The 21,253-nt window shown below is 69.0% G+C and carries 24 protein-coding genes; 15 read left to right on the plus strand and 9 right to left on the minus strand.

What is annotated here, in order from left to right:
- Positions 1-320 precede the first annotated feature (320 nt).
- Positions 321-995, minus strand: coding sequence for a MerR family transcriptional regulator (locus AC069H_RS23930; protein WP_478225123.1), 675 nt, complete (start codon positions 993-995; stop codon positions 321-323).
- Positions 996-1,070: 75 nt separating this feature from the next.
- On the opposite strand from AC069H_RS23930, the gene AC069H_RS23935 reads away from it, so the two are divergent.
- The 3 genes from AC069H_RS23935 to AC069H_RS23945 are packed head-to-tail and all read left to right on the plus strand — an operon-like array spanning position 1,071 to position 3,245.
- The gene (locus AC069H_RS23935) at positions 1,071-2,039 is read left to right on the plus strand and encodes a hypothetical protein (RefSeq protein WP_478233885.1); all 969 of its coding nucleotides are present in this window, start codon (positions 1,071-1,073) and stop codon (positions 2,037-2,039) included.
- Positions 2,036-2,467, plus strand: a complete 432-nt coding sequence (locus AC069H_RS23940) for an ABA4-like family protein (protein ID WP_478225121.1) — start codon at positions 2,036-2,038, stop codon at positions 2,465-2,467. Before AC069H_RS23935 ends, AC069H_RS23940 begins: the two co-directional genes overlap by 4 nt.
- Positions 2,460-3,245: a purine-nucleoside phosphorylase gene (locus AC069H_RS23945; RefSeq protein ID WP_340684579.1), complete on the plus strand. Its 786-nt coding sequence runs from the start codon at positions 2,460-2,462 to the stop codon at positions 3,243-3,245. The genes AC069H_RS23940 and AC069H_RS23945 overlap by 8 nt, the downstream gene beginning before the upstream one ends.
- Before the next feature lie 64 nt (positions 3,246-3,309).
- On the opposite strand, the gene AC069H_RS23950 is transcribed toward AC069H_RS23945, so the two are convergent.
- Positions 3,310-4,467: a glycosyltransferase gene (locus tag AC069H_RS23950; protein ID WP_478233886.1), complete on the minus strand. Its 1,158-nt coding sequence runs from the start codon at positions 4,465-4,467 to the stop codon at positions 3,310-3,312.
- Between the two features lie 29 nt (positions 4,468-4,496).
- Here AC069H_RS23950 and AC069H_RS23955 point away from each other — a divergent pair, with 29 nt between their 5' ends.
- The 8 genes from AC069H_RS23955 (at position 4,497) to hisS (ending at position 11,994) form a co-directional block, all read left to right on the plus strand.
- Positions 4,497-6,134: a phospho-sugar mutase gene (locus tag AC069H_RS23955; protein ID WP_478225119.1), complete on the plus strand. Its 1,638-nt coding sequence runs from the start codon at positions 4,497-4,499 to the stop codon at positions 6,132-6,134.
- A gap of 1 nt (position 6,135) precedes the next feature.
- On the plus strand, positions 6,136-6,588 hold the full coding sequence (locus tag AC069H_RS23960) for a flavodoxin family protein (protein WP_478233887.1): 453 nt from the start codon (positions 6,136-6,138) through the stop codon (positions 6,586-6,588).
- A gap of 403 nt (positions 6,589-6,991) precedes the next feature.
- A complete protein-coding gene (locus AC069H_RS23965; RefSeq protein WP_378444729.1) occupies positions 6,992-7,384 on the plus strand; it encodes a helix-turn-helix domain-containing protein in 393 nt (130 codons plus the stop codon).
- Complete coding sequence (locus AC069H_RS23970) at positions 7,381-7,902, plus strand: hypothetical protein (protein ID WP_016331300.1); 522 nt, start codon at positions 7,381-7,383, stop codon at positions 7,900-7,902. The genes AC069H_RS23965 and AC069H_RS23970 overlap by 4 nt, the downstream gene beginning before the upstream one ends.
- Positions 7,899-9,032: an MAB_1171c family putative transporter gene (locus tag AC069H_RS23975; RefSeq protein WP_478233888.1), complete on the plus strand. Its 1,134-nt coding sequence runs from the start codon at positions 7,899-7,901 to the stop codon at positions 9,030-9,032. The genes AC069H_RS23970 and AC069H_RS23975 overlap by 4 nt, the downstream gene beginning before the upstream one ends.
- A complete protein-coding gene (locus tag AC069H_RS23980) occupies positions 9,029-10,213 on the plus strand; it encodes an amidohydrolase family protein (RefSeq protein WP_478233889.1) in 1,185 nt (394 codons plus the stop codon). Before AC069H_RS23975 ends, AC069H_RS23980 begins: the two co-directional genes overlap by 4 nt.
- 91 nt (positions 10,214-10,304) lie before the next feature.
- Positions 10,305-10,697: a hypothetical protein gene (locus AC069H_RS23985; protein ID WP_478233890.1), complete on the plus strand. Its 393-nt coding sequence runs from the start codon at positions 10,305-10,307 to the stop codon at positions 10,695-10,697.
- A gap of 10 nt (positions 10,698-10,707) precedes the next feature.
- Entirely contained in the window at positions 10,708-11,994 is a 1,287-nt protein-coding gene (hisS, locus tag AC069H_RS23990) for a histidine--tRNA ligase (RefSeq protein WP_478225116.1), read from the plus strand.
- Positions 11,995-12,042: 48 nt separating this feature from the next.
- Here hisS and AC069H_RS23995 read toward each other — a convergent pair whose 3' ends face one another.
- The 3 genes from AC069H_RS23995 to AC069H_RS24005 are packed head-to-tail and all read right to left on the minus strand — an operon-like array spanning position 12,043 to position 14,450.
- A complete protein-coding gene (locus tag AC069H_RS23995; protein ID WP_478233891.1) occupies positions 12,043-13,044 on the minus strand; it encodes an aldo/keto reductase in 1,002 nt (333 codons plus the stop codon).
- Positions 13,045-13,068: 24 nt separating this feature from the next.
- A complete protein-coding gene (locus AC069H_RS24000; protein WP_478233892.1) occupies positions 13,069-14,052 on the minus strand; it encodes an aldo/keto reductase in 984 nt (327 codons plus the stop codon).
- Complete coding sequence (locus tag AC069H_RS24005; RefSeq protein ID WP_340684589.1) at positions 14,049-14,450, minus strand: MerR family transcriptional regulator; 402 nt, start codon at positions 14,448-14,450, stop codon at positions 14,049-14,051. The genes AC069H_RS24000 and AC069H_RS24005 overlap by 4 nt, the downstream gene beginning before the upstream one ends.
- An 84-nt stretch (positions 14,451-14,534) precedes the next feature.
- Between AC069H_RS24005 and AC069H_RS24010 the strand changes: the two genes are divergently transcribed.
- A complete protein-coding gene (locus tag AC069H_RS24010; protein WP_378444722.1) occupies positions 14,535-15,128 on the plus strand; it encodes a TetR/AcrR family transcriptional regulator in 594 nt (197 codons plus the stop codon).
- Positions 15,129-15,345: 217 nt separating this feature from the next.
- Here the strand turns inward: AC069H_RS24010 and AC069H_RS24015 are convergent, their stop codons facing one another.
- From AC069H_RS24015 to AC069H_RS24030, 4 genes are read right to left on the minus strand one after another with little or no spacing between them, the layout of a single operon-like run.
- Positions 15,346-16,629, minus strand: a complete 1,284-nt coding sequence (locus tag AC069H_RS24015; RefSeq protein WP_478225112.1) for a hypothetical protein — start codon at positions 16,627-16,629, stop codon at positions 15,346-15,348.
- Positions 16,626-17,219, minus strand: a complete 594-nt coding sequence (locus tag AC069H_RS24020; RefSeq protein WP_340684592.1) for an RNA polymerase sigma factor — start codon at positions 17,217-17,219, stop codon at positions 16,626-16,628. Before AC069H_RS24020 ends, AC069H_RS24015 begins: the two co-directional genes overlap by 4 nt.
- Before the next feature lie 54 nt (positions 17,220-17,273).
- The gene (gene upp / locus AC069H_RS24025; RefSeq protein ID WP_478233893.1) at positions 17,274-17,897 is read right to left on the minus strand and encodes a uracil phosphoribosyltransferase; all 624 of its coding nucleotides are present in this window, start codon (positions 17,895-17,897) and stop codon (positions 17,274-17,276) included.
- An 18-nt stretch (positions 17,898-17,915) separates the two neighbouring features.
- Positions 17,916-18,359 (minus strand): protein-tyrosine phosphatase family protein, encoded by a 444-nt coding sequence (locus AC069H_RS24030; protein ID WP_478225111.1) that lies wholly within the window; start codon positions 18,357-18,359, stop codon positions 17,916-17,918.
- Positions 18,360-18,464: 105 nt separating this feature from the next.
- Between AC069H_RS24030 and AC069H_RS24035 the strand changes: the two genes are divergently transcribed.
- Genes AC069H_RS24035 through deoC form a run of 3 tightly spaced genes read left to right on the plus strand, consistent with a single transcriptional unit; the run spans position 18,465 to position 21,253 of the window.
- Positions 18,465-19,073 carry a DUF1707 SHOCT-like domain-containing protein gene (locus AC069H_RS24035; RefSeq protein WP_478234050.1) on the plus strand — a complete coding sequence of 203 codons (609 nt, stop codon included), beginning with the start codon at positions 18,465-18,467 and terminating at the stop codon, positions 19,071-19,073.
- Positions 19,074-19,095: 22 nt separating this feature from the next.
- Positions 19,096-20,259 (plus strand): serine hydrolase domain-containing protein, encoded by a 1,164-nt coding sequence (locus AC069H_RS24040; RefSeq protein ID WP_478233894.1) that lies wholly within the window; start codon positions 19,096-19,098, stop codon positions 20,257-20,259.
- A gap of 19 nt (positions 20,260-20,278) precedes the next feature.
- Positions 20,279-21,253: a deoxyribose-phosphate aldolase gene (gene deoC, locus AC069H_RS24045; RefSeq protein WP_478233895.1), complete on the plus strand. Its 975-nt coding sequence runs from the start codon at positions 20,279-20,281 to the stop codon at positions 21,251-21,253.

Consider the following 21,253-nt stretch of genomic DNA (forward strand, 5'->3'; position numbering starts at 1 on the left):
TCAAGGCGTTTTTGGGGGGGGGGGGGGGGTTGGGGGGGGTGGGGGGGGGGGGGGGGGGGGGGGGGGTTTTGGGGGGAAAACCCAAAACCCCCCCCCACGACCCCAGCGCGAAGCTGCGCAAAGTACCCGAATCGGGCCCCGAAAACCGATCTCAAGTCCCTTATGGACAGCCGTAGCGCGTCGGATCTTTGCGACGACCGGGTCGAGGCTTTCGAGACCTGACACGTTGACTTGCCCCTCCCCCGCAAAGTGCTCAAATCGGGCACGCAAGAAAGTCTCGGTGCCTCACGGCCCCTGTACCGACACGCGAGAAAGCGGCTTTAGCCCTCCTGGGCGAAATAGGCCTTCGAGGCACGCTGCTGCGCCAGCCTCCGCAACACCGAGAGCAGCCTGTCCCCGAGCACCGTCTCCACGACGGCGATCTCGATGATCTGCTCCAGCGACTCGATCCCGGCGATGCCTTCGAGGTCCAGATCGGCGGTCCGGTCGGCGATCTCGGCGTAGGCGTCGAGTTTGTCGAGGTACCAGCCGTGCCCGACCTCGCGGATCGTGCACAGGACGCCGACCAGGGCCTGGATGACCAGGTCGTCGTCGGCCTTGCAGGGCCAGCCTCGGCGTTCGGCGAGGTCACGGACCGTGGCGAGCGCCCATGCCCTGGCTTCGTCGTCGGCGACCTGCCGAGAGGTGGTGATGCCCTGCTGGGCGATGCCGAGGACGTGGTGGGGGCTGGCTTCCCCGGCATCGACGGCGGCGAGCACCTCGCCGACCGTCGCGAGCGAAAGGCCGCCGACCTCCATCAGCGCCCTGATCAGCTTGATCCGCTGAACGTGCCCGTCGTCGTACTTCGCCTGGTTGGGACTGGTCCGCTCACCCGGCGGGAGCAGCCCTTCCCGCAGGTAGTACTTGATCGTGGCGACCGGAAGCCCGGCTTTTTCGCTCAGTTCGGCCATCCGCACGCGTGCGTTCTCCGATCTCGGGGACGGTTCCAGGGTCATCCCTGAAGACTTCTCAGGATGGATAGTTTAGCTTCCCATAACGGAGAGTTTTACTATCCATTATGGGAGGGATCCATGACCATCTTGACCGATCTCCAGGAGAGAACCCGCACCTGGCACCGGGGTTCCTATCGGCTGGCCCAGGCGTTCGCCGTGATCACCGTGCTGTGCGTCCTGGCCATGCTGATCGACCAGCGGACGCTGAACGGCGCGCCGCTCTGGGCGAAACCGTTCAAATTCGCCGTCTCCGCCGTGCTGTACTTCTTCACCTGGAGCTGGCTCGTCTCGCTGCTGCCGAAGTTCCGGCGGACCGCGGACTGGCTGGCGAACGCGCTCGTCGTGATCTTCGCGGCCGAGTACGCGCTGGTGGTGTTCCAGGCCGCCCGCGTCCGCGCGAGCCACTTCAACAACGCGACCCCGCTGGACAACACGATCTTCCAGGTCATGGGCGGGATGATCGCCGTGCTGTGGATGGTCAACCTCGTGCTGACGATCGCCGTCCTGTTCACCCGGATCCCCGACCGCGCGACGGCGTGGGCGGCCAGGATCGGCGCGATCCTCGGCATGATCGGGATCTCGCTGGCGACGCTGATGAGCGGCCCCACCCCGGACCAGCAGGCCCTGCTCGACGCGACCGGCCAGTCCGCGATGATCGGCGCGCATACCGTCGGGCTCCCCGACGGCGGCCCCGGCCTGCCGGTCCTCGGCTGGAGCACGGTCGGCGGCGACCTGCGGATCCCGCATTTCCTCGGCCTGCATGGTCTTCAGGCGCTTCCGCTGCTCGCGCTCGCCCTCGGTGTCCTGGCCGCGCGCTACCCGCGGCTTCGCGACGACGTCCTCCGGCTGCGGCTCGTGGTGATCGCCGGTGTCGGCTACGCAGGCCTTCTCGCGCTGCTGACTTGGCAGGCGCTGCGCGGCCAGTCGATCGTCGCCCCCGATTCCCAGACCCTCACCGCCTTCGCCCTGCTCGTGGCGGGCGTCGCCTTCAGCGGGCTAATCGCGATCGGGCGGCCGTCGCGGGAGCTGGAGGTCTCGCTGCGATGAGCGTCGAGACGCTGTTCACCTGGACCTTCCCGCTGGCGACGCCGTTCTGGCTGCTGATGATCTTCCTGCCGGGCTGGTCCTGGACCCGCCGGATCATGTCCTCGCCCTGGACGCCGCTGCTGCCGCTGATTCCGTACTTCGTGCTCGCCATCGCGCATCTCGGCGAACTCTGGACGGCGGTCAGCAGGCCGGACCTCGACGTGCTCAGCGCGTTCACCGGCACGCCGTACGGGGCGGCCACGATCTGGGCCCATTTGATCGCCTTCGACCTGTTCGTCGCCCGCTGGATGTACCTCGAATCCCGCGAGCACCGGATCCACCCGCTGGTGACCGGCCCGATCCTGGCGCTCACGATCTTCCTGTCCCCGTTCGGGCTGGTGGCGTTCCTGCTCGTGAGAACCGTCCGGATACGCTCGTCGCATGAGTGAGAACGAGGTCGCGGCGGCCGCCGCCATCGCCGAACGCACCGGCGTCGAGAAGCACGACATCGCCGTCGTGCTCGGTTCGGGCTGGCGCCCGGCGGCGGACGTCATCGGGGAGCCCGAAGCGGAGATCCCGCTGGGCGAGCTGCCCGGATTCGTCGCGCCGGGCGCGGTCGGGCACGGGGGGACAGTCCGGTCGGTCCGCGTCGGCGACAAGCGCGCGCTGATCCTGCTGGGCCGCACGCATTTCTACGAGGGCAAGGGCATCGACCCGGTCGTGCACAACGTGCGCACCGCCGCGGCGGCGGGCGCCAGGACGGTGCTGCTGACCAACGCCGCGGGCGGCCTGCGCGAGGGCTTCCGGGTCGGGCAGCCGGTGCTGATCTCCGACCACCTGAACCTGACCGCGCGCTCGCCGATCGTCGGCGCGAACTTCGTCGACCTGACGGATCTCTACGCGAAGCGGCTGCGCGACATCGCACGCGAGATCGACCCTTCGCTGGAAGAAGGCGTCTACGCGGGGCTGACCGGGCCGCATTTCGAGACGCCTGCGGAGATCCACATGCTGCGGACACTCGGCGCCGATCTCGTCGGCATGTCGACGGTGCTGGAGGCCATCGCCGCCCGCGCCGCCGGGGTCGAGGTGTTCGGCCTTTCGCTGGTGACCAACCTGGCGGCCGGGATGACCGGGGAACCGCTGAACCACGAAGAGGTCCTCGAGGCGGGCCGGCAGTCCGCGACCCGCATGGGCACGCTGCTCAAGGAACTCGTCGCTCGCGCCTGACGCTTTGCGCGTGAAGGCCCCCTTCCCTCGGCTCAGCCGAGGGAAGGGGGCCTTCACGCGCTTCTCAGCCGGCGAACTCGGGAAGCCGCTGAGCGACCTCCGCGGGTGACGGCATCGCGGCGACCTCGTCGGCGAGTTTCCGCGCCGCGCCGAACACCGTTTCGTCCGTGAGCAGCTTTCGCGCCTGCTCGGAGATGGCGTCCTCGACGACGCCGGCTCCGATCAGCTGCGTACCGACTCCAGCGGCGACGACGGCTTCGGCGTTAGTGAACTGATCCGCACCCTGCGGCAGCACCAGTTGCGGCAGCCCGGCGCCGAAGGCCCCGAGCGTCGTCCCGCTGCCGCCGTGGTGGACCACGAGGTCGACGTGCGACAGGAGGTCGACCTGCGGCACCCAAGCCTCGACACGGACATTGCCGGGGACGTCGCCCAGCGCCGCCGGATCCACCGTCGGACCCGCCGCGACGATGACGTCCACGTCGAGCCGCGCCAGACCGCCGATCGCTCGTTTCAACACGTTTTCGTCGCCGAACGCGGTCCCGAGGGTGAGGTAGACCAGCGGACGGCTCTTGTCCCGGCCGACCACGCCCGCCGGGAGATCTCCCGGCTCGGCCCAGCCGACGGGACGCAACGGGATCCTGTTCGCTTCCGCCAGGAAATCGGGCGCCTGCACCGATTCCGGGCAGATGTCGACGACAGGGTCGCCGAAGGACGGCACGTTCACGCCGTCGAGACCGACCTCCGCGGCGAATTCCGCGAGGCGGCCGAAAATGACGTCCATGACGTCATCCCGCGAGAACCGGCCGAAACCGTGCCCGATCGCGGGGATGCCGGCGAGGTGGGCGGCGATGGCGCCCCCCGCGTTGCCGCTTTCGTAGACGACGAGATCCGGCCGGTGCCGCTCCAGCAACGGCGTGAGATCGGCGACGAACCGCCGAGGCATCACATTTCCGAACACTTCGCCGATAACGGGATGGAACGACTCGGGCGGAACATCGGAGGCGCTGGGTTTGGGAGCATCGGGTCCGGCGACCGACTCGAACGCCTCCCGCATCCCGAATCCGGCGCTTTCCGCGGCCAGCCCGGCCTTTTCGACCACCGGCAGCATGTCGTCACCCGTGGCGAAGAGGACTTCGTGCCCGGCGTCGCGCGCGGCGACGGCGAGCGGTAGTAGGGGATAGAGATGACCATGACTCACCAGAGAAGTGAAGATCAATCGCACCCTCCCCAACGTACCCGTAGGCTGACTCGGTGACGACTTCCTTGACCTCGGAGCTGCGGGATCGGGCGTTCCGCTGGATCGCCGACGACCCGGACGACGATTCCCGTGTCGAGCTGCAGAACATCCTCGCGCGCGCGATGGGCGGCGAAGCGGGCGCGGCGGACGAGCTCGCGGACCGGATGGCGGGCCCGCTCGAATTCGGCACCGCCGGGTTGCGCGGCCCGGTGCGCGCGGGCCCCAACGGGATGAACGTCGCGGTCGTGACCCGGACCACGGCCGGGGTCGCGGCCTGGCTGAGCTCGCGAGGACACGCGGGCGGGGTCGTGGTGGTCGGCCGCGACGCACGGCACGGTTCGGAAGCCTTCGCCGAGGCCGCCGCCGAGGTGCTGACCGCCGCCGGGTTCGAGGTGAAGACGCTGCCCGGCCCGCTGCCCACCCCGGTGCTCGCGTTCGCCGTGCTGGAACTCGGCGCGGTCGCGGGCATCCAGATCACCGCGTCGCACAATCCCCCGGCCGACAACGGTTACAAGCTTTACGACGCGTCGGGCGGCCAGATCGTCCCGCCTTCGGACGGTCAGATCGAGCGGGCCATCGAAACCGCTCCCCCGGCGATCAGCGTGCCGCGCGAGCCGGGCGCCGAGGTGCTGGGCGACGAACTCCTGGACGCGTACCTCGCGAAGGTCGCGCTTCTGCCGCGTGGCCCGGAGCGCGAGGTCAAGGTCGCCGCGACGGCGCTGCACGGCGTCGGCGCGGACACCCTGCGCGCCGCGTTCGAGCGCGCGGGTTTCGGCGATCTCCATCTGGTGGCCGAGCAGGCCACACCCGATCCCGGCTTCCCGACGGTCGCCTTCCCGAATCCGGAAGAACCGGGCGCGACGGACCTTTTGCTGGCGCTGGCGTCCGAAGTGGACGCGGACCTGGCGATCGCGCTCGACCCCGACGCCGACCGCTGCGCGCTGGGCGTGCGTGAACGGGACGGTTCGTGGCGGATGCTGCGCGGCGATGAAACCGGCGTGCTCCTCGGGTGGCATGTTCTGTCCACTGTGGATAGTGCTGATCCGCTCGTGGCCACGACGATCGTGTCGTCGTCGATGCTCGGCGAGGTCGCGGAGGAATTCGGGGCGCGCTACGCGGAGACCCTGACCGGGTTCAAATGGCTGGTCCGCGCGGGCGAAGGGCTCGTCTTCGCCTACGAAGAGGCCCTCGGCCTCTGCGTGAACCCCGGTTTCGTACGGGACAAAGACGGCATCGCCGCCGCCGTGCTCGCCGCGTCGTTGACCGCTTCCCTGCGTGCGGCGGGCCGCGGGCCGCTGGACGTCCTCGACGAACTGTCCGTGAAGCACGGGGTGCACGTGACGGATCAGGTCTCATTGCGGGTCACCGATCTGTCGGTGCGGGAGCGGCTGATGGCGGGCCTGCGCGCCACTCCCCCGGCGTCGCTGGGCGGCACCGGCGTCACGATGGAGGACCTCCTGCCCGACGCCGACGTCCTGCGCCTGACCGGCGAGGGCCTGCGCGTGGTCATCAGGCCGTCCGGGACCGAGCCAAAACTGAAGGCGTACTTGCAGGTGAAGGAGCCGGTCTCCGGCGATCTCGCCGAGGCACGCACCGCGGCGCACGCGCGGCTGGCCGCGCTGCGGGCCGACATCGAGTCCCGGCTGGCCTGACATGCCGAAGCTGCTGATCGTCCACCACACGCCGTCGCCCTCGACGCAGGCGATGTTCGAGGCCGGGCTTTCCGGCGCGAATCATCCGGACATCGAGGGCGTCGACGTCGTACGCCGCGCGGCGCTGGGCGCGACCGTGCCCGACGTCCTGGACGCCGACGGCTACCTGCTCGGCACCCCGGCGAATCTGGGGTACATGTCCGGCGCGCTGAAGCATTTCTTCGACACCGTCTACTACCCGTGCCTGGATTCCACGCGAGGACGGCCGTTCGGGTTCTTCGTGCACGGCAACAACGACACCTCTGGCACCGTGCGCGGAATCGAGAGCATCACCACCGGACTCGGCTGGGAGAGCGCGGCTTCTCCGGTGCTCGTCACCGGAGAACCGGGCAAAGCGGATTTGGAAGCCTGTTTCGAACTGGGTGGCACCCTGGCCGCCACGCTGATGCCCTGACCCCTTCGCCGCGTTTAGTCCTCTGAATGCGGTAGTTGGCCATACGAACGACCGCATTCAGAGGACTAAACGCGGGAGAAAGTAAAGGGGCCTGTCACCGGAAGCCCTGGGGGTCGACCTCCGGCAACAGGCCGAGACCAAGGGTTCGCCGTGACGGCGATCAACCTTGGCTGCCTCAGCGTACTACATCCGGCACGATCTTGTGCACCCACCGGGAAAAACGGCTCTCACTCCGGCGTCCGTACACCCCCAGGGCACGGATTCCGGAGTGAGAGACCGGACACGGCACGAAACCGCTTGACAACTGTAAACCACTGCATACAGGAGCTGTCAACAGCTGCGGACAGGCTGTATCGCGTTACACTTCCACTACGGAACGGGACCAGTGAACGGATGGGGGGTCATGTCGCCGTACCAGACCTTCGCCCAGAAACTGAGCGCGCTGATCGATTCGGCACGCGCGAACGAAGGCGCCCCGCACAGCTATCGCGAGCTGTCCGCGGCGATCGATCGCGCCGGCGGGCCCACCATGTCGCCCGCGTACCTCCAGCAGCTCGCCACGGGCAAGCGCGTCAACCCGAAGATCCACTACGTCGAGGCGCTGGCGAAGCTGTTCGGGGTTCCGATCACCTACTTCTTCGAAGACCAGGAACCGCAGCCCGTCGGAGAGGCGAAGCTCATGGCCATGCGCGCGCAGGAGCTTTCCCCGCAAGGCCGTCGCCAGGTCATGGACCTGCTGGAGCTCGTCGAGCGATACGAACGGGCCGAGCGCGACCAGCCGGACGAAAGCCGATGAAGGAACGGGAGCTCCGCAAACGCTGCCGCAAGATGCTGAACAAGCTCGACATCGAGCCACCGCTCGACGTCGGCGTGCTCTGCGAGCGGCTCGGCGAACAGCGTGGCAGGCCGATCCGGCTGATGCCGTATCCGCTCGAGGTACCCGGTCCGTTCGGCTGCTGGATCGCCACCGGTTCGGCGGACTACATCTTCTTCCAGCAAGAGACCACGAAGTCCCACCAGGATCACATCATCCTGCACGAACTCGGGCATATGCTCGCCGATCACCATCCCGGCGGCGACGCCGAACCCGCCGACTTCCTGCGCGGCCCCGCGCCCGGGCTCGACGGCGACGCGGTACACCGCGCTTTACGCCGCACCTCCTACGATGAGGCGCACGAATGGGAAGCCGAGACCGTGGCGACCATCATCCTCGAATGGGCGTCGGTCTTGAACTACACGATTCCCCGTCGCGCCGACGACGATGACGTCCGCCGCGTCCAAGGCGCACTGGGCGACCATCAAGGGTGGCTGTGAACTCGCTGTTCTCCCCTCTCAACGTCGTGGCGATGGTGCTGTTCGCGACCGCGCTCGCCTGGCGGATCTACCAGACGTACCGGGCGCCCCGGCTGCTGCCGAACTGGGCGATCACCATCACGATCGTCTGCGTCGCCGGATCCTTCCTCGCCCAGCAGAAGGTCATCTCCGGTTGGCTCGACGGCCTGACCGGCAAGGGCACGGGGCGCCTGGTCAACAACATCATGCTCGCCATCGGGGTGTGCGCGCTGTTGATCGTTTTCCTCGGCTCCGCGCTGGGCCCGCGCAGGCCACGGCGCGTCCTGTTCGAGCTCGTCCCGCTGTCCGGCGCGATCGCGCTCATGCTGGTCGCGATGGCCCTCACTCCGCCGGAGGTACGCGGGCTCGCGCTGAGCCCGAAGCTCGTGCACGTGCCCGGAGTGGCGCTGTTCTACCTCGGCGCCGGGATCTACCTGATCTACGGCCTCGCCGCGTGCGCTTGGTGGATCTTCCGCTACATCCGCACCGCGGACCGCCATCTGAAGACCGGGCTGAAACTCAGTGCCGCCGGGCTGATCTGCCTTTCCGCCGGCAGTGTGTTCCGCGCGCTCTACATCGTGATCGCATGGGCGTTCGGACCGTCGGTCCGGCTTCTGCTCACCGTCGCCGTCCCGCTGGTGATCCTCGGGATCGCGCTCTTCCTCGCCGGGATCACCTATCCCGGCGTCCGCGCGCGGTTCGCCGCGCTGCGGCGCCGCCGCCAGCACCGGCGCCACCACGACGAGCTCACCCCGTTGTGGACCGCACTGGCCGGGATCTACCCGAACATCGTGCTCCGGACCACGCCGCAGGGCAGGTGGGAGCGGTGGCGCCCGCGCACGGTCCACCGCCGGTACTACCGCCGCGTGATCGAGATCCGGGACGGGCTCGTACAGCTGAGCCCCTATCTGGAAACCGACCTCACCGCGCTCGCCACCGACGACCCGCGGGCGGCGGCGGAAGCGCTGAAGACGGCGATCGCCAGGCAGACCGCGGGCGAGGAGACCGACGGGCGGGCGAAGCTCGTGCTCCCGGGCGGCGCCTCCGACATCGAATCCGACGTGCGCCCCCTGCTCGCCCTGTCCGCCGCCGTCTCCAGGAGCGAAGCATGACCGCACAACTGCTGCTGACGGCCGGCCGCGTCCTGCCGCGTCCGAGCACACCGGTCGAGGACGGCGCCGTGCTCGTGGAGGGCGGCCGGATTCTCGCGGCGGGCCCTCGCGCCGAGGTCGTGGCTCAGGCGTCGCCGGACGCCGAAAGGCTCGGCTTCCCCGAAGCGACGCTGCTGCCCGGCCTGTTCAACGCCCACGTGCACCTGGCGTTCGACGCCTCCCGCGAGATGTTGCCGAACTTCCTGGCGAGCGAAGACGAAGCGCTGCGCGCAGGCGCCAAGGAACGCTTGGGACAGCTGCTGCGCAGCGGCGTCACGACGGTGCGGGATCTCGGCGATCGCGACGCGCTGGGCGCACGGGTCCGCGCGGAACTCGACGCCGAAGGCGCCGCCGCTCCGCGCCTGCTGACCGCGGGGTCACCCCTGACCGTCCTCAAAGGACACTGCCATTTCTTCGGCGGCGAGGTCGCGGACGACGACGCGATCCGGGCACTGATCGACGCCAACGCGGCCGCCGGCGCGGACGTGATCAAGGTGATGGCCAGCGGCGGCCAGATCACCGAGGGCGGCGCGGACATGTGGGAGTCCCAGTTCGACGTCAAGGCGCTGCGCCTGATCGTCGAGCACGCGGCGCGCCACGGGCTCCCGGTCGCGGCGCACGCCCATGGCTCCGACGCGATCGAGGCGTCGGTCGAGGCGGGCGTCCGCACGATCGAGCATTGCACCTGGATGACCGGGCCCCAGCGTCAGGACAGGCGCGAAGGCGTCGCCAAGCGCATGGCGGCCGAGCGTATCGCGGCGTGTTCGACGAGCAGCCGCAACTGGCGGATGCTGGCCGAGCGCATGGGCGAGGAGCTCGCGAAGACCGTCTACGGACGGCTGTCCTGGCTGGAGGAGCTGGGTGTCCCGCTGCTGTCGGGGACGGACGCCGGGCTGCCCGGTTCGGTCTTCGACGATCCCGTCGGCGCCCTCGAACTCTACGAATGGCTGGGTTTCGGCAGGCGCCGGATCCTCGAGATCGCGACCGAGGACTCCGCCGCCGGGCTCGGCCTCGGCGACGTCACCGGGCGGCTCGCCCCCGGTCTGAGCGCCGACGTCCTGGTGGTCGACGGCGATCCGCTCGCCGATCTTTCCGCGCTCCGGAACGTTCGCCTGGTCCTTTCGCGGGGCGTCCGAGCCTGATTCCCGAAAGTGGGACGCCAACTTTGGTGACACTGTTTTAAAACGGTGTTATCGTTTTCGTCGCTCCCCACCCGCCGCGAAAGGAACCACCATGGAAGGCCCGATCAGGCTCTTCACCGTCATCGCGCTCGTTTCGCTGCCGACGGTGATGTACGGCGGCTACGCGCTGATGGGTGTCCTGCGTGACAAGAAGCTGACCGAACACCAGCGCGGGATGTTCCGCGCCGGCCACGCACACGCCGGTGTCCTGCTCGTTCTCGCGCTGGTCGCGCTGCAGATCCTCGGGCAGACCGAGCTCCCGTCCGCCGCGCTGTGGATCGTCTGCTTCCTGCTGCTGTTCGGTGTGCTCGCTCAGTCCGGCGGCTTCTTCCTGCACCTGGCACCGGGCAAGGGCAAGCTCGGCGGGCGGGTCACCAGCGCCGGGGCGGTGCTGCTCGGGGCGGCGATCCTGACCACCGCGTACGGCGTGGCCTTCGCTGGTTAAGCTGGTTGACGTGCCTGAATACCTGCCGACAGCCCCCGCCAAGGGGACCCGCGACTTCCTGCCCGCCGAGATGTCCGTCCGGACGCAGGTGTTCGGCCATCTCTACGACGTGCTCGAACTGCGCGGTTTCCTCCGCTACGACGGGCCGATCCTCGAACCCGCCGAGATCTACGAGCGGAAATCCGGGCAGGAGATCGCGGACCAGCAGCTGTACACGCTGACCACCAAGGGCGGCGAGCGGCTGGCGCTGCGCCCGGAGATGACGCCGTCGGTCGCCAGGATGATCGCGGGCAACGCGAAGTCGCTGCAGTTCCCGGTGCGCTGGTACAGCCACCCGAACTGCCACCGCTACGAGCGGCCGCAGCGTGGACGGGTCCGTGAGCACTGGCAGATCAACGCGGACATCTTCGGTTCGGACAGCGCGAACTGCGAGATCGAGATCTTCGAGCTCGTCCACGACATGATGAGCGCGCTCGGCGCGACCCCGGACATGTTCCAGGTGCGAGCCAACGACCGGAACCTGCTCTCTTCGGCGCTCACCGACATCGTCGGCGTGACCGCGGAACAGCTGCCGCAGGTGTTCACCCTGGTGGACCGCTGGGAGAAGTCGGACCGGACGAAGCTGAGCGACACCGCGAGCGAGATCGGCCTGACCGACAAGCAGTTCGAGAAGCTGACCGAGATCCTGACCTCCGGCGTGGCCCTGCTCGACGAGCTGCCGGACCAGGTCAAGGAGAACTCGAACCTGGTCAAGGTGCTGAACAGCGGCGCCGCGGACCTGATCACGTTCGACCCGATGATCGTGCGCGGGCTCGCGTACTACACGTCGACCGTGTTCGAGGTCTTCGACACCTCTCCGGAGAACCGTCGCGCCCTCTTCGGCGGCGGCCGGTACAGCGACCTGGCGTCGCTGTTCACGTCGCAGCAGATCCCCGGGATCGGCTTCGGCATGGGCGACGTCACGCTGATCGACTTCCTCGACACGCACGGCCTCACCCCGAAGCCGCGCAGCGAGGTCGACGTCGTGGTGATCCCGGTGACCGAAGAACTCACCGACGCCTCGCGCGAGGTCGCGGGACGGCTTCGGAAGGCCGGACTGCGCACGTCCACGCCCGTCGAACTCCGCAAGCTGGGCAAGGAGCTCACCCGCGCGGACAAGGCCGGGGCGCGGGCCGTGGTGATCGTCGGCCAGGAAGACTGGGACGCCGGGAACGTGACGGTGCGCGGTCTCGCGACCCGCGAGCAGCAGACGGTGGCCGTCGACGGCGTGGTCGAAGCGGTCACTTCCTCGCTCTGACAACGAAAAAGCCGGCGCTCCCTGACCGGGGCGCCGGCTTCTTTCGCCTCAGCGGGACAGCATCCGCATGGCCGCTTCGGGGTAGCGCTCCCCCGCGACCGCGTCGGCCGGGACCGCCGCCTCGATGGCGGCGACGTCCTCGGCGGTCAGCTTCAGACCGACGGACGCCACGTTCTCTTCGAGGTACTTGCGGCGCTTGGTGCCCGGGATCGGCACGACGTCGTCGCCTTGGGCCTGCACCCAGGCCAGCGCGAGCTGTCCTGCGGTGACGCCCTTCTGCTCCGCCAGCGAACGCAACGCGTCGACGATCGCCATGTTGCGCTCGAAGTTGCCCTCGGCGAACCGCGGCTGGGTCGTCTGACGGAAGTCACCCTCCGCGAAGTCCTCTTTGGACTTGAAGCGCCCGGTGAGGAAACCGCGGCCCAGCGGGGAATACGGCACCAGTCCGATGCCGAGCTCCCGGCAGACCGGGACGACCTCGTTCTCGATGTCGCGCGACCACAGCGACCACTCGGTCTGCACGGCCGTCACCGGATGCACGGCGTGTGCCCGGCGGATCGTCTCCGGGCCGGCCTCGGACAACCCGATGTGCCGGATCTTCCCCTGCTCGACCAGCGAGGACAGCGCGCCCGCGGTCTCTTCGATCGGCACATTCGGATCGACGCGGTGCTGGTAGTAGAGGTCGATGTGATCGACGTTCAACCGGCGAAGCGAAGCCTCGACCTGTTGGCGCACATAGAATTCGTCACCTCGGATCCCGCGCTTCGAGGGGTCTGCCTCGTCGCGCACGATGCCGAACTTGGTCGCCAGCACCACCTGATCCCGCTTGCCCGCGAGGGCGCGGCCGACCAGTTCCTCGTTGCGGCCGAAGCCGTACATGTCGGCGGTGTCGATCAGGGTGACGCCCAGTTCGATCGCGCGGTGGACCGTCGCGATCGATTCGGTGTCGTCACCTTGGCCGTAGAACTCGCTCATGCCCATGCAGCCGAGCCCCTGCGCGCCGACTTCCAGCGTGCCGAGCCCGCGGGTGGGCAGGGTGGAACCCGTCATGATTTCTCCGCGATTCTCTGGGGTTTACTTTCCGGCGGCGCGGGCGAGCCGCTCCGGGTAACGCTCACCGGCGATCGCCTCGGCGGGCGCGGCCTTTTCGATGGCCTCCATGTCCACTTCGGACAGTTTCAGGTCCGCGGCGACGGCGTTCTCTTCGAGGTACTTGCGGCGCTTGGTGCCCGGGATCGGCACGACGTCGTCGCCCTGGGCCTGCACCCAGGCCAGCGCGAGCTGTCCCGCGGTGACGCCCTTCTGCTCGGCCAGCTCGCGCAGCGCCTCGACGATGGCCATGTTGCGCTCGAAGTTGCCCTCGGCGAACCGGGGCAGCCCGCGGCGCAGGTCGTCCGCCGGAAGGTCCTTCACCGACGTCACGCTGCCGGTGAGGAAACCGCGGCCGAGCGGCGAGAACGGCACGACGCCGATGCCCAGCTCGCGAACGGTCGAGAGGATCTCGCCTTCGATGCCGCGGGTCCACAGGGACCACTCGCTCTGCAGCGCGGTCACCGGGTGGACGGCGTGCGCACGACGGATCGTCTCGGCACCGGCCTCGGAGATCCCGGCGAACCGGATCTTTCCCTCCTGGACCAGCTCCGCGAGTGCGCCCCAGGTCTCCTCGACCGGCGTGTTCGGGTCGACCCGGTGCTGGTAGTAGAGGTCGATGTGGTCGACGTTCAGCCGTCGAAGGGACTCTTCGCAGCTCTGCTTGACGTACGCCGCGTCGCCGCGAGCGGACATCCCGCCGTCCTTGTCCCAGACGATGCCGAACTTGGTCGCCAGCACCACCTGGTCCCGCTTGCCCGCGATCGCCCGGCCGACCAGCTCTTCGTTCGCTCCGGCGCCGTAGACGTTCGCGGTGTCGATCAGGGTCACGCCCAGCTCGAGCGCGCGGTGGACGGTGGCGATCGACTCCGTGTCGTCGTCGCGGACGCCGTAGGCCTGGCTCATCCCCATGCAGCCGAGCCCCTGCGCCCCGACCTCCAGACCGCCGAGCCTCCTGGTGCTGATCACGCTGAAATTCCCTCCACGGTGGCTCCGGTGCCGAGCACCTTCCGCTCCACCTGGTCGTAGTGGTCGATCTTGTAGTCGAGGATGTCGAGGCAGGTCTGCAACTCGGCGATCCGGTCGGCGACCGATTTACGCTGGTCGACAAGGATCGCCTTGCGCCTTCCCGCGCTCGCCGCCCCGTGGTGGCGCAGGGAGGCGTACTCCCGCATCCGCTTGATGGGCATGCCGGTCAGGCGGAGCTTGGTCAGGAACCCCAGCCACCCGAGGTCGTCGTCGCTGTAGGCGCGGCGGCCTGCGGCGTCCCGCGCCGGGGGCTCGACGAGTTTGATGCGCTCGTAGTACCGGAGAGTGTCGATGGACAGTCCGCTACGTCGCGCGGCTTCCGCTATCGAGTAGCTCATGCGAACGACACTACGACCTGGAGTGCGCTCCAGGTCAACTCCGAATCCGAGCGATTGATAACAGCGTTGCGATACCCTCTGCGCATGCCCCGCCCCAGGACGCACGACGAGAACCTCCGGCTGAAACTGCTGGACCGCGCCGGTGAACTCATCTCGGCCGACGGCCCCAAGGCGCTGAGCCTCCGCAAACTGGCCGCCGACGTCGGCACGTCCACCACCGCGGTCTATTCGCTCTTCGGCGGCAAGACGGACCTCGTCAGCGCCCTCTTCACCGAGGGCTTCCGCCGCTTCGGCCGCCGGATGTCCGGGGTCACGCTGAGCGGTGACCCGGTCGAGGATCTGGTGCGGCTCGGCGTCGCGTACCGGGAAAGCGCGCTGGCCGACCCGCATCTCTACGCGATCATGTTCACGAAGTCGGTGCCGGGTTTCGAACCGGCGGAGGAGACGTCCGAGCAGGCTCGCGCCACGATGGCGCCGCTGGAGGGAACGATCCGCAAGGCCGTCGCCGACGGCGTCTTCCTCGACGTGCCGCCCGAGGTCGTCACGGTGGCGTGCTGGGGGTTCGTGCACGGGCTCGTGTCGCTGGAGTTGAACGGGAACCTTCCGGAGCAGTACACCGTGAGCACGGCTTACGAGACCGCGCTGCGGGTGAACGCCGCGGGCTGGCTGCGCCGGTGACCTGCGTTCAGCGGGCTAAACGCGATCCGGGGGACTTCGGGACTGGGGTGCGCCGGGCGCGCGAGTCCGTGAAGGCCTCCTTGCCTACCTTCAGAGTAAGGAAGGAGGCCTTCACTACCTCGTCGATCCGGCAAGTACATGAAGGTCCTTCAGGTACTTCCTCATAACGCGCCCAAGCCCCGGATCGCGTTTAGCGGGCTAAACGCGATCCGGGTACTCAGTAGAGCGCGAGGGTGCCCTCATGGAGCGTCTTCCCTGCGGCATCGAGGACGACAACGCCCACCTGCGCGTTCGGGTCCATAGCCCCGGGAAGCTCCGGTCGCCAGACCGCGAAAGTCCCGTCGGTGACCGCCGCCTCGACCTTCTTGCCCGCCCCGAAATCGAGCTTCACCGTGGTCGCGGTCCGCGGCACGATCCCGATGAACGGATTCTTCGCGCTGCCGACCCCGCCCTGCTCGGAGCCGCCGAGCGTTTCGGTCGACAGTTTGCCCACTGATCGCGGATCGGCGTCCGGGCCGGCGAAGACGCGGTAGTACTCGCTCGTGCCGTCGTGATACCCGAGCCCGCCCTGGCAGACGACGAACCTGTCGCCGAGCCGGGCGACGACCACCTTGACGTCATCGCCTTCGAGCAGTGTCCCGGTCTCGTACGCGTCCACGTCGGACAGCGGTTCGGTCGCTCCCTCCACACAGGTCTGGAAGAACTTCCCCGCCGGTGTGCCCCGGTCCGGCACCACGGGCGGGACGCGATCGATGTCCGTCACAGCCGGTTCGGGCGCGGGCCGAAGGCCGTGCGGCGCGACGGTGACGCCGTCGCCCGGCTCCCCGGTGTACGGCCCGACCGAGTACGTGGTCCGCGAAGGTTTGGACTGCGAAAGCACCACGAACAGGTTCCCGTTCCGGAAGATCGGCACATCGGACGAGGCCGTCGAATCGGCGGTCCGGCTGAAGAGCTCCATCTTCTCCCAGCCGGGGTCGGCCACCCCGGCGACCGTTCCGGCGCGGCTCATCAGCAGTGCCGCGGCCTTGGTCCCCGTGGCGTAGGACGGGGCGGCGTCCGGGTCGGACACCGTCACCGTGATCGACGTGGTTTCACAGAAGAAGACCTTGCCGCCCGCGCGCACCGCGACGACCGTCACGGACGTCCAGGAAGGGGCGACGGTGAACTGCGGCACCCATTCGTCACGGGCGGGGAAACCGGCGGCCCTGCCGCGGGTCTGGAGCGCCGCCCAGCACCGATCCATGGCCGGGACGGCCTTCGGCAGGTCAAGAGCGAAATCAGGGTCGCTCGCGACGGCGGGTCCCGGCCCGTCCGGCTCCCGGATGAGCACGGTCGTGACCAGAGCTCCCGCGAGGATCAGGACCACGGCGGCCGCGGCGACGGCGATCGGCCATCGCCGCCGCTCGGGTTTTCCCATGCCCTCCCGCAAGGACATCCGCAGGTTGTCGAGCACTTCCGGAGGGAGTTCGCGCCTGCCGGGCAGGCCGAGGTCGTCGGTCATTTCTCCTCCAGGGCGGCCCGCAGCTGCGTACGGGCCCGCGAGATGTGGGCGCGAACGGTCACCTCGGCGACACCGAGCAGTTCGGCGGCGTCGGCGAAGGAGAGATCTCCGAGCAGGCAGAGTTCGACGGCTTGCCGCTGCGATTTCGGCAGCTTCGCGACCAAGGCGAGCACCTGCCGGAGGCGGTCTTCGCCGTCGAGCTGGTCGACGACGGTGTCGGCGTGGTCGGATACCGACCGGGGCTCCGGCAACCGCCGGACGAGCCGGAGCCGCCGCCCGGTGCTGCGGTGTTCGCTGCGCGCGAGGTTCCCCGCGACGGTGTACAGCCACGGCAGCGCGCTGTCGCGGATGAGCGTGATGTCCGCCCGGCGCCGCCAGGCGGTGAGAAACGTCGTCGACGTCAGGTCTTCGGCCGACGCCCACGACCCGGTGAGCCGGTAGGCGTGGTTCCACACCGACTGGACATGCCGTTCGAACAGCTCGGTGAACGCCGGGTGATCACCGCCCGCGGCCGCCCGCCAAAGCTCCGTGTCGCTCCTGTCGGGAGGAGGTTCGCACGAGTCCACCGGCACCCCCACCGTTCCGGTCACTGTTCTGGTCACACCTGTCAGTGACCGGCAACGGCGGAGTTGTTGCGAACCGGGTCAGACGGCCCCGTACTGCCGGTCCCCCGCGTCCCCGAGGCCGGGCACGATGAACCCGGAGTCGTTCAGCCGCTCGTCGATGCTCGCGGTCACCACGCGCAGCGGCAGCCCGGCCTTCTCCAGGTGCTCGATGCCCTCGGGCGCGGCGAGCGCGCAGATCGCGGTGACGTCGGTGGCGCCCCGGTCGGTGAGCAACCGGATCGTGTACTCCATCGAGCCGCCGGTCGCGAGCATCGGGTCGAGCACCATCACCGGCCGGTCGGCGAGCGATTCGGGCAGCGACTCGAGGTACGGCGTCGGCTTGAGCGTCTCTTCGTCGCGGGCGAGGCCGACGAAACCCATTTGGGCGTCCGGGATCAGCTTGTGCGCCTGGTCCGCCATCCCGAGCCCGGCCCGCAGCACCGGTACGAGCAGCGGCGGGCTCGCCAGCGCGTAACCGTCGGTGCGCGCCACCGGCGTGTGGATCCGCTCGATCCGCACGGGCATGTCGCGGGTGGCTTCGTAGACCAGCATGACGGTCAGTTCGTGCAGTGCCGCGCGGAAGGCGGCGCTGTCGGTGCGCGCGTCGCGCATGGTGGAGAGCCTGGCTTTGGCCAGCGGGTGATCAACGACGTGCACATCCATGCCGGTCAATTTAGCCCGTCACGCCTGCCGCGCGAACCAGCCGACCCAGCGGCGCTGCCAGGGCGTCTCCACCGAACGCTTGTCGTGGTTGGCCCGCGCCCATGCCACCGCCTCGCCGGCGCTCAGCCCGGAAAGGGTGGCGAGACAGGACAGCACCGTGCCGGTTCGCCCCACTCCGCCGTAACAGGCGACCTCGACGCCTTCGCCCGCCGCCGCCCGGGTGTGCAGGTCGACGATCCGGCGCCGCGCGTCCGACCAGTCCGTCGGCAGCAGGAAGTCGGGCCAGCGGATCCACGCCCGCTCCCAGTCCATTTTGTGATCGTGCTTCCGGCGCAGTTTCGCGCCGCCCAAATACAGTCCGAAATCCGGTGAGGGCCCGTCTGGCCAGGGACGACCCAGGCCCCGCCCGCGCACCTTGATCCCGTCCGGCAGCTCGACGGCGCCGGGTAGTGAGTTCCCCATCACGGGAGGATGCCACTGTCGACCAGAAGATGGACGCTTGGCCCTCTCGTCGGCGCTAGGCTCCTCCAGGTGAGTGAAGAGCCGGCCCTGCCGGGCCCCGAACAGATGCGCATCTCCGACGCCGATCGCGAGCAGGTCGCGCAGGTGCTGCACGCGGCGATGTCCGAAGGGCGCATCACCATCAACGAGCTGGAAGAGCGGCTCACCACCGTCTACGCGGCCAAGACCGTCGGCGACCTCAAGCCGGTCACCGCGGATCTGCCCCAGTCGAGTACGGCGATCCAGCCGGCGACCTCGCGCGCGCTCGGCCTGCCCGACGACCGCATCGGCGGGCATCCTGGCTCCGGCGCCTCGATCGCCGTCATGTCGGGCGCGTCGCGCAAGGGCAGCTGGGTGGTCCCGCAGCAGCACAACAGTTTCGCGTTCTGGGGCGGCGCCGATCTCGACCTGCGGCACGCGCGGTTCGCCGAGAAGCACTCGACGATCACCGCGGTCGCGATCATGGGCGGGATCGACATCGTCGTGCCCGACGACATCAACGTGGACGTCACCGGAATCGGCTTCATGGGCGCCTTCGAACTGGAGGATCGCGCCGGGACTCCCCCGGCGCCGCCGACGGCGCCGACGGTGAAGATCACCGGCCTGGCTTTCTGGGGCGGAGTCACCGTCATACGGAAGCCACGTAAGAAGGACGTACCCGAACTGGAAGCCTGACCTGGACTGGGGGGTTCACCACATGCGCCGAAGTTTCGTCGCGATCGCTTGTGCCGCACTGCTTTCGGCCACCGCGTTTCCGGCGGTGGCCGCCGAGAGGACCGATCCGCGCCAAGCCGCGATGGACGCGGCGGTCGCCGCGGGCATCCCCGGCATGGTCGCCGTCTCAGACGATTTCCGCGGTGTCAGCGGCGTCGCGAACATCGAACGGCCGGGCAAACCCGACGCGTCGGGCCGCTGGCGGATCGCGAGTGTGTCGAAGGTGTTCGTCGCGACGCTGGTCCTGCAGCTCGTGGCGGAAAAGCGCGTCGGGCTCGACGAGCCCGTACAGCGTTACCTGCCTGGGCTGTTGCCGTATCCGGAGCCGATCACCGTCCGCCAGCTGCTGCAACACACCAGCGGGCTCCCGCGTGACCTCGCCCCCGAGGACTCCTGGGCGACGGGGCCGGAGGTCGACACCGAACGCTTCGAGCACTTCGACAGCGACGACCAGATCCGTCTGAGCGTGTCGAAGCAGCCGCTGCAATTCAAGCCCGGCACGAGCTGGGCGTACTCGAACACCGGCTACAACGTCCTCGGCCTGTTGGTCGAGAAGATCACACGGAAGCCGCTGGAACGTGCGCTCGCGGAGCGTGTCACCGGGCCGCTGCACCTGCGAGACACGTCGCTCCCCCGCGATTTCCCGTTCCTGATCCGCCCTGCCGCCCGCGGCTACGAGCAGCTGTACGACGCGCCGCGCGGCCTCACCGACGTCACCACCTACAACTACTCGCGCTACTTCGGCGCGGGCGGCATGGTGTCCTCGGGCAAGGACCTCAACCGGTTCTTCGAGGCGTTGTTCGGCGGGCGCCTGCTGCCCGCCGATCTGGTGACGCAGATGAAGAAGACCGTCCCGGTGGGCGGCGGTATGGAGTACGGGCTCGGCCTGATGAAGCTGAATCTCAAGGCGGCGGGCGCCTGTGCCGAGGACATCTCGATCTGGGGGCACGGCGGCGACCTTCCGGGGTTCGCCACCCTCAGCTTCCACGACGACTCCGGCAAGAACATCTCCACGCTGGCCACCGTGGACATCACCGCGTCGCCGGACGCCGCGCTCAAGCGTCAGCTGCCGATGATCTCCGAGTTCTGCGCCCCGGCGGTGCCCTCGACCAGGGCGGTCGCCCAGGCCCCGGTGCCCAGCTTGTAGGCCGCTTACACTCACCCGTATGACAGCTACGACCAGCTCGTCAGCGGCGACGGCCACCCCGTCGCCGCTGGCGGACGCGACTCGCGACGAGGCGAGCCTGCGCCGGTTCCTGCACGGGCTGCCTGGTGTCGACCAGGTCGGCGTCGAGCAGCGGGCGGCGGGACTCGGCACGCGCAGCATCAAGAAGGCCGCCAAGCTCTGGGCGATCGACACCGCCATTTCGATGGTCGACCTGACGACCCTCGAAGGCGCCGACACCCGGGGCAAGGTCCGCGCGCTCGCCGCGAAGGCCATGCGGCCGGATCCGGAACGCCCGGACACTCCGCAGGTCGCGGCCGTCTGCGTGTACCCGGACATGGTCGAGACGGCTGTCGAGGCGCTTCGCGGCACCGGCATCCACGTCGCGAGTGTCGCGACCGGCTTCCCGGCAGGCCGCACGAGCCGCGAGATCAAGCTGGCCGACACCAAGATCGCCGTCGACGCCGGCGCCGCCGAGATCGACATGGTGATCGATCGCGGCGCGTTCCTGGAAGGCCGCTACCTGGAGGTCTTCGAGGAGATCCAGGCCATCAAGGCCGCCTGTGGCAGTGCTCACCTCAAGGTCATCCTCGAGACCGGTGAGCTCGCCACCTACGACAACGTCCGCCGCGCGTCCTGGCTCGCGCTGCTGGCGGGTGGCGACTTCATCAAGACCTCCACCGGCAAGGTCTCACCCGCCGCGACGCTGCCGGTCACCCACGTGATGCTGCAGGCCGTCCGCGACTGGTTCGTCCAGACCGGTGAACTGCGCGGCGTCAAACCGGCCGGTGGCATCCGGACGACCAAGGACGCGATCAAGTACCTGGTCGCGGTGCACGAGGTCGCCGGCGAGCAGTGGCTGAACCCGGACCTGTTCCGGTTCGGGGCGTCCAGCCTGCTCAACGACCTCCTGCTGCAGCGCCGCACCCAGGCCGATGGCCACTACAGCGGTCCCGACTACGTGACGGTGGACTGA

It is taken from the genome of Amycolatopsis sp. NPDC043887, from assembly GCF_056435665.1.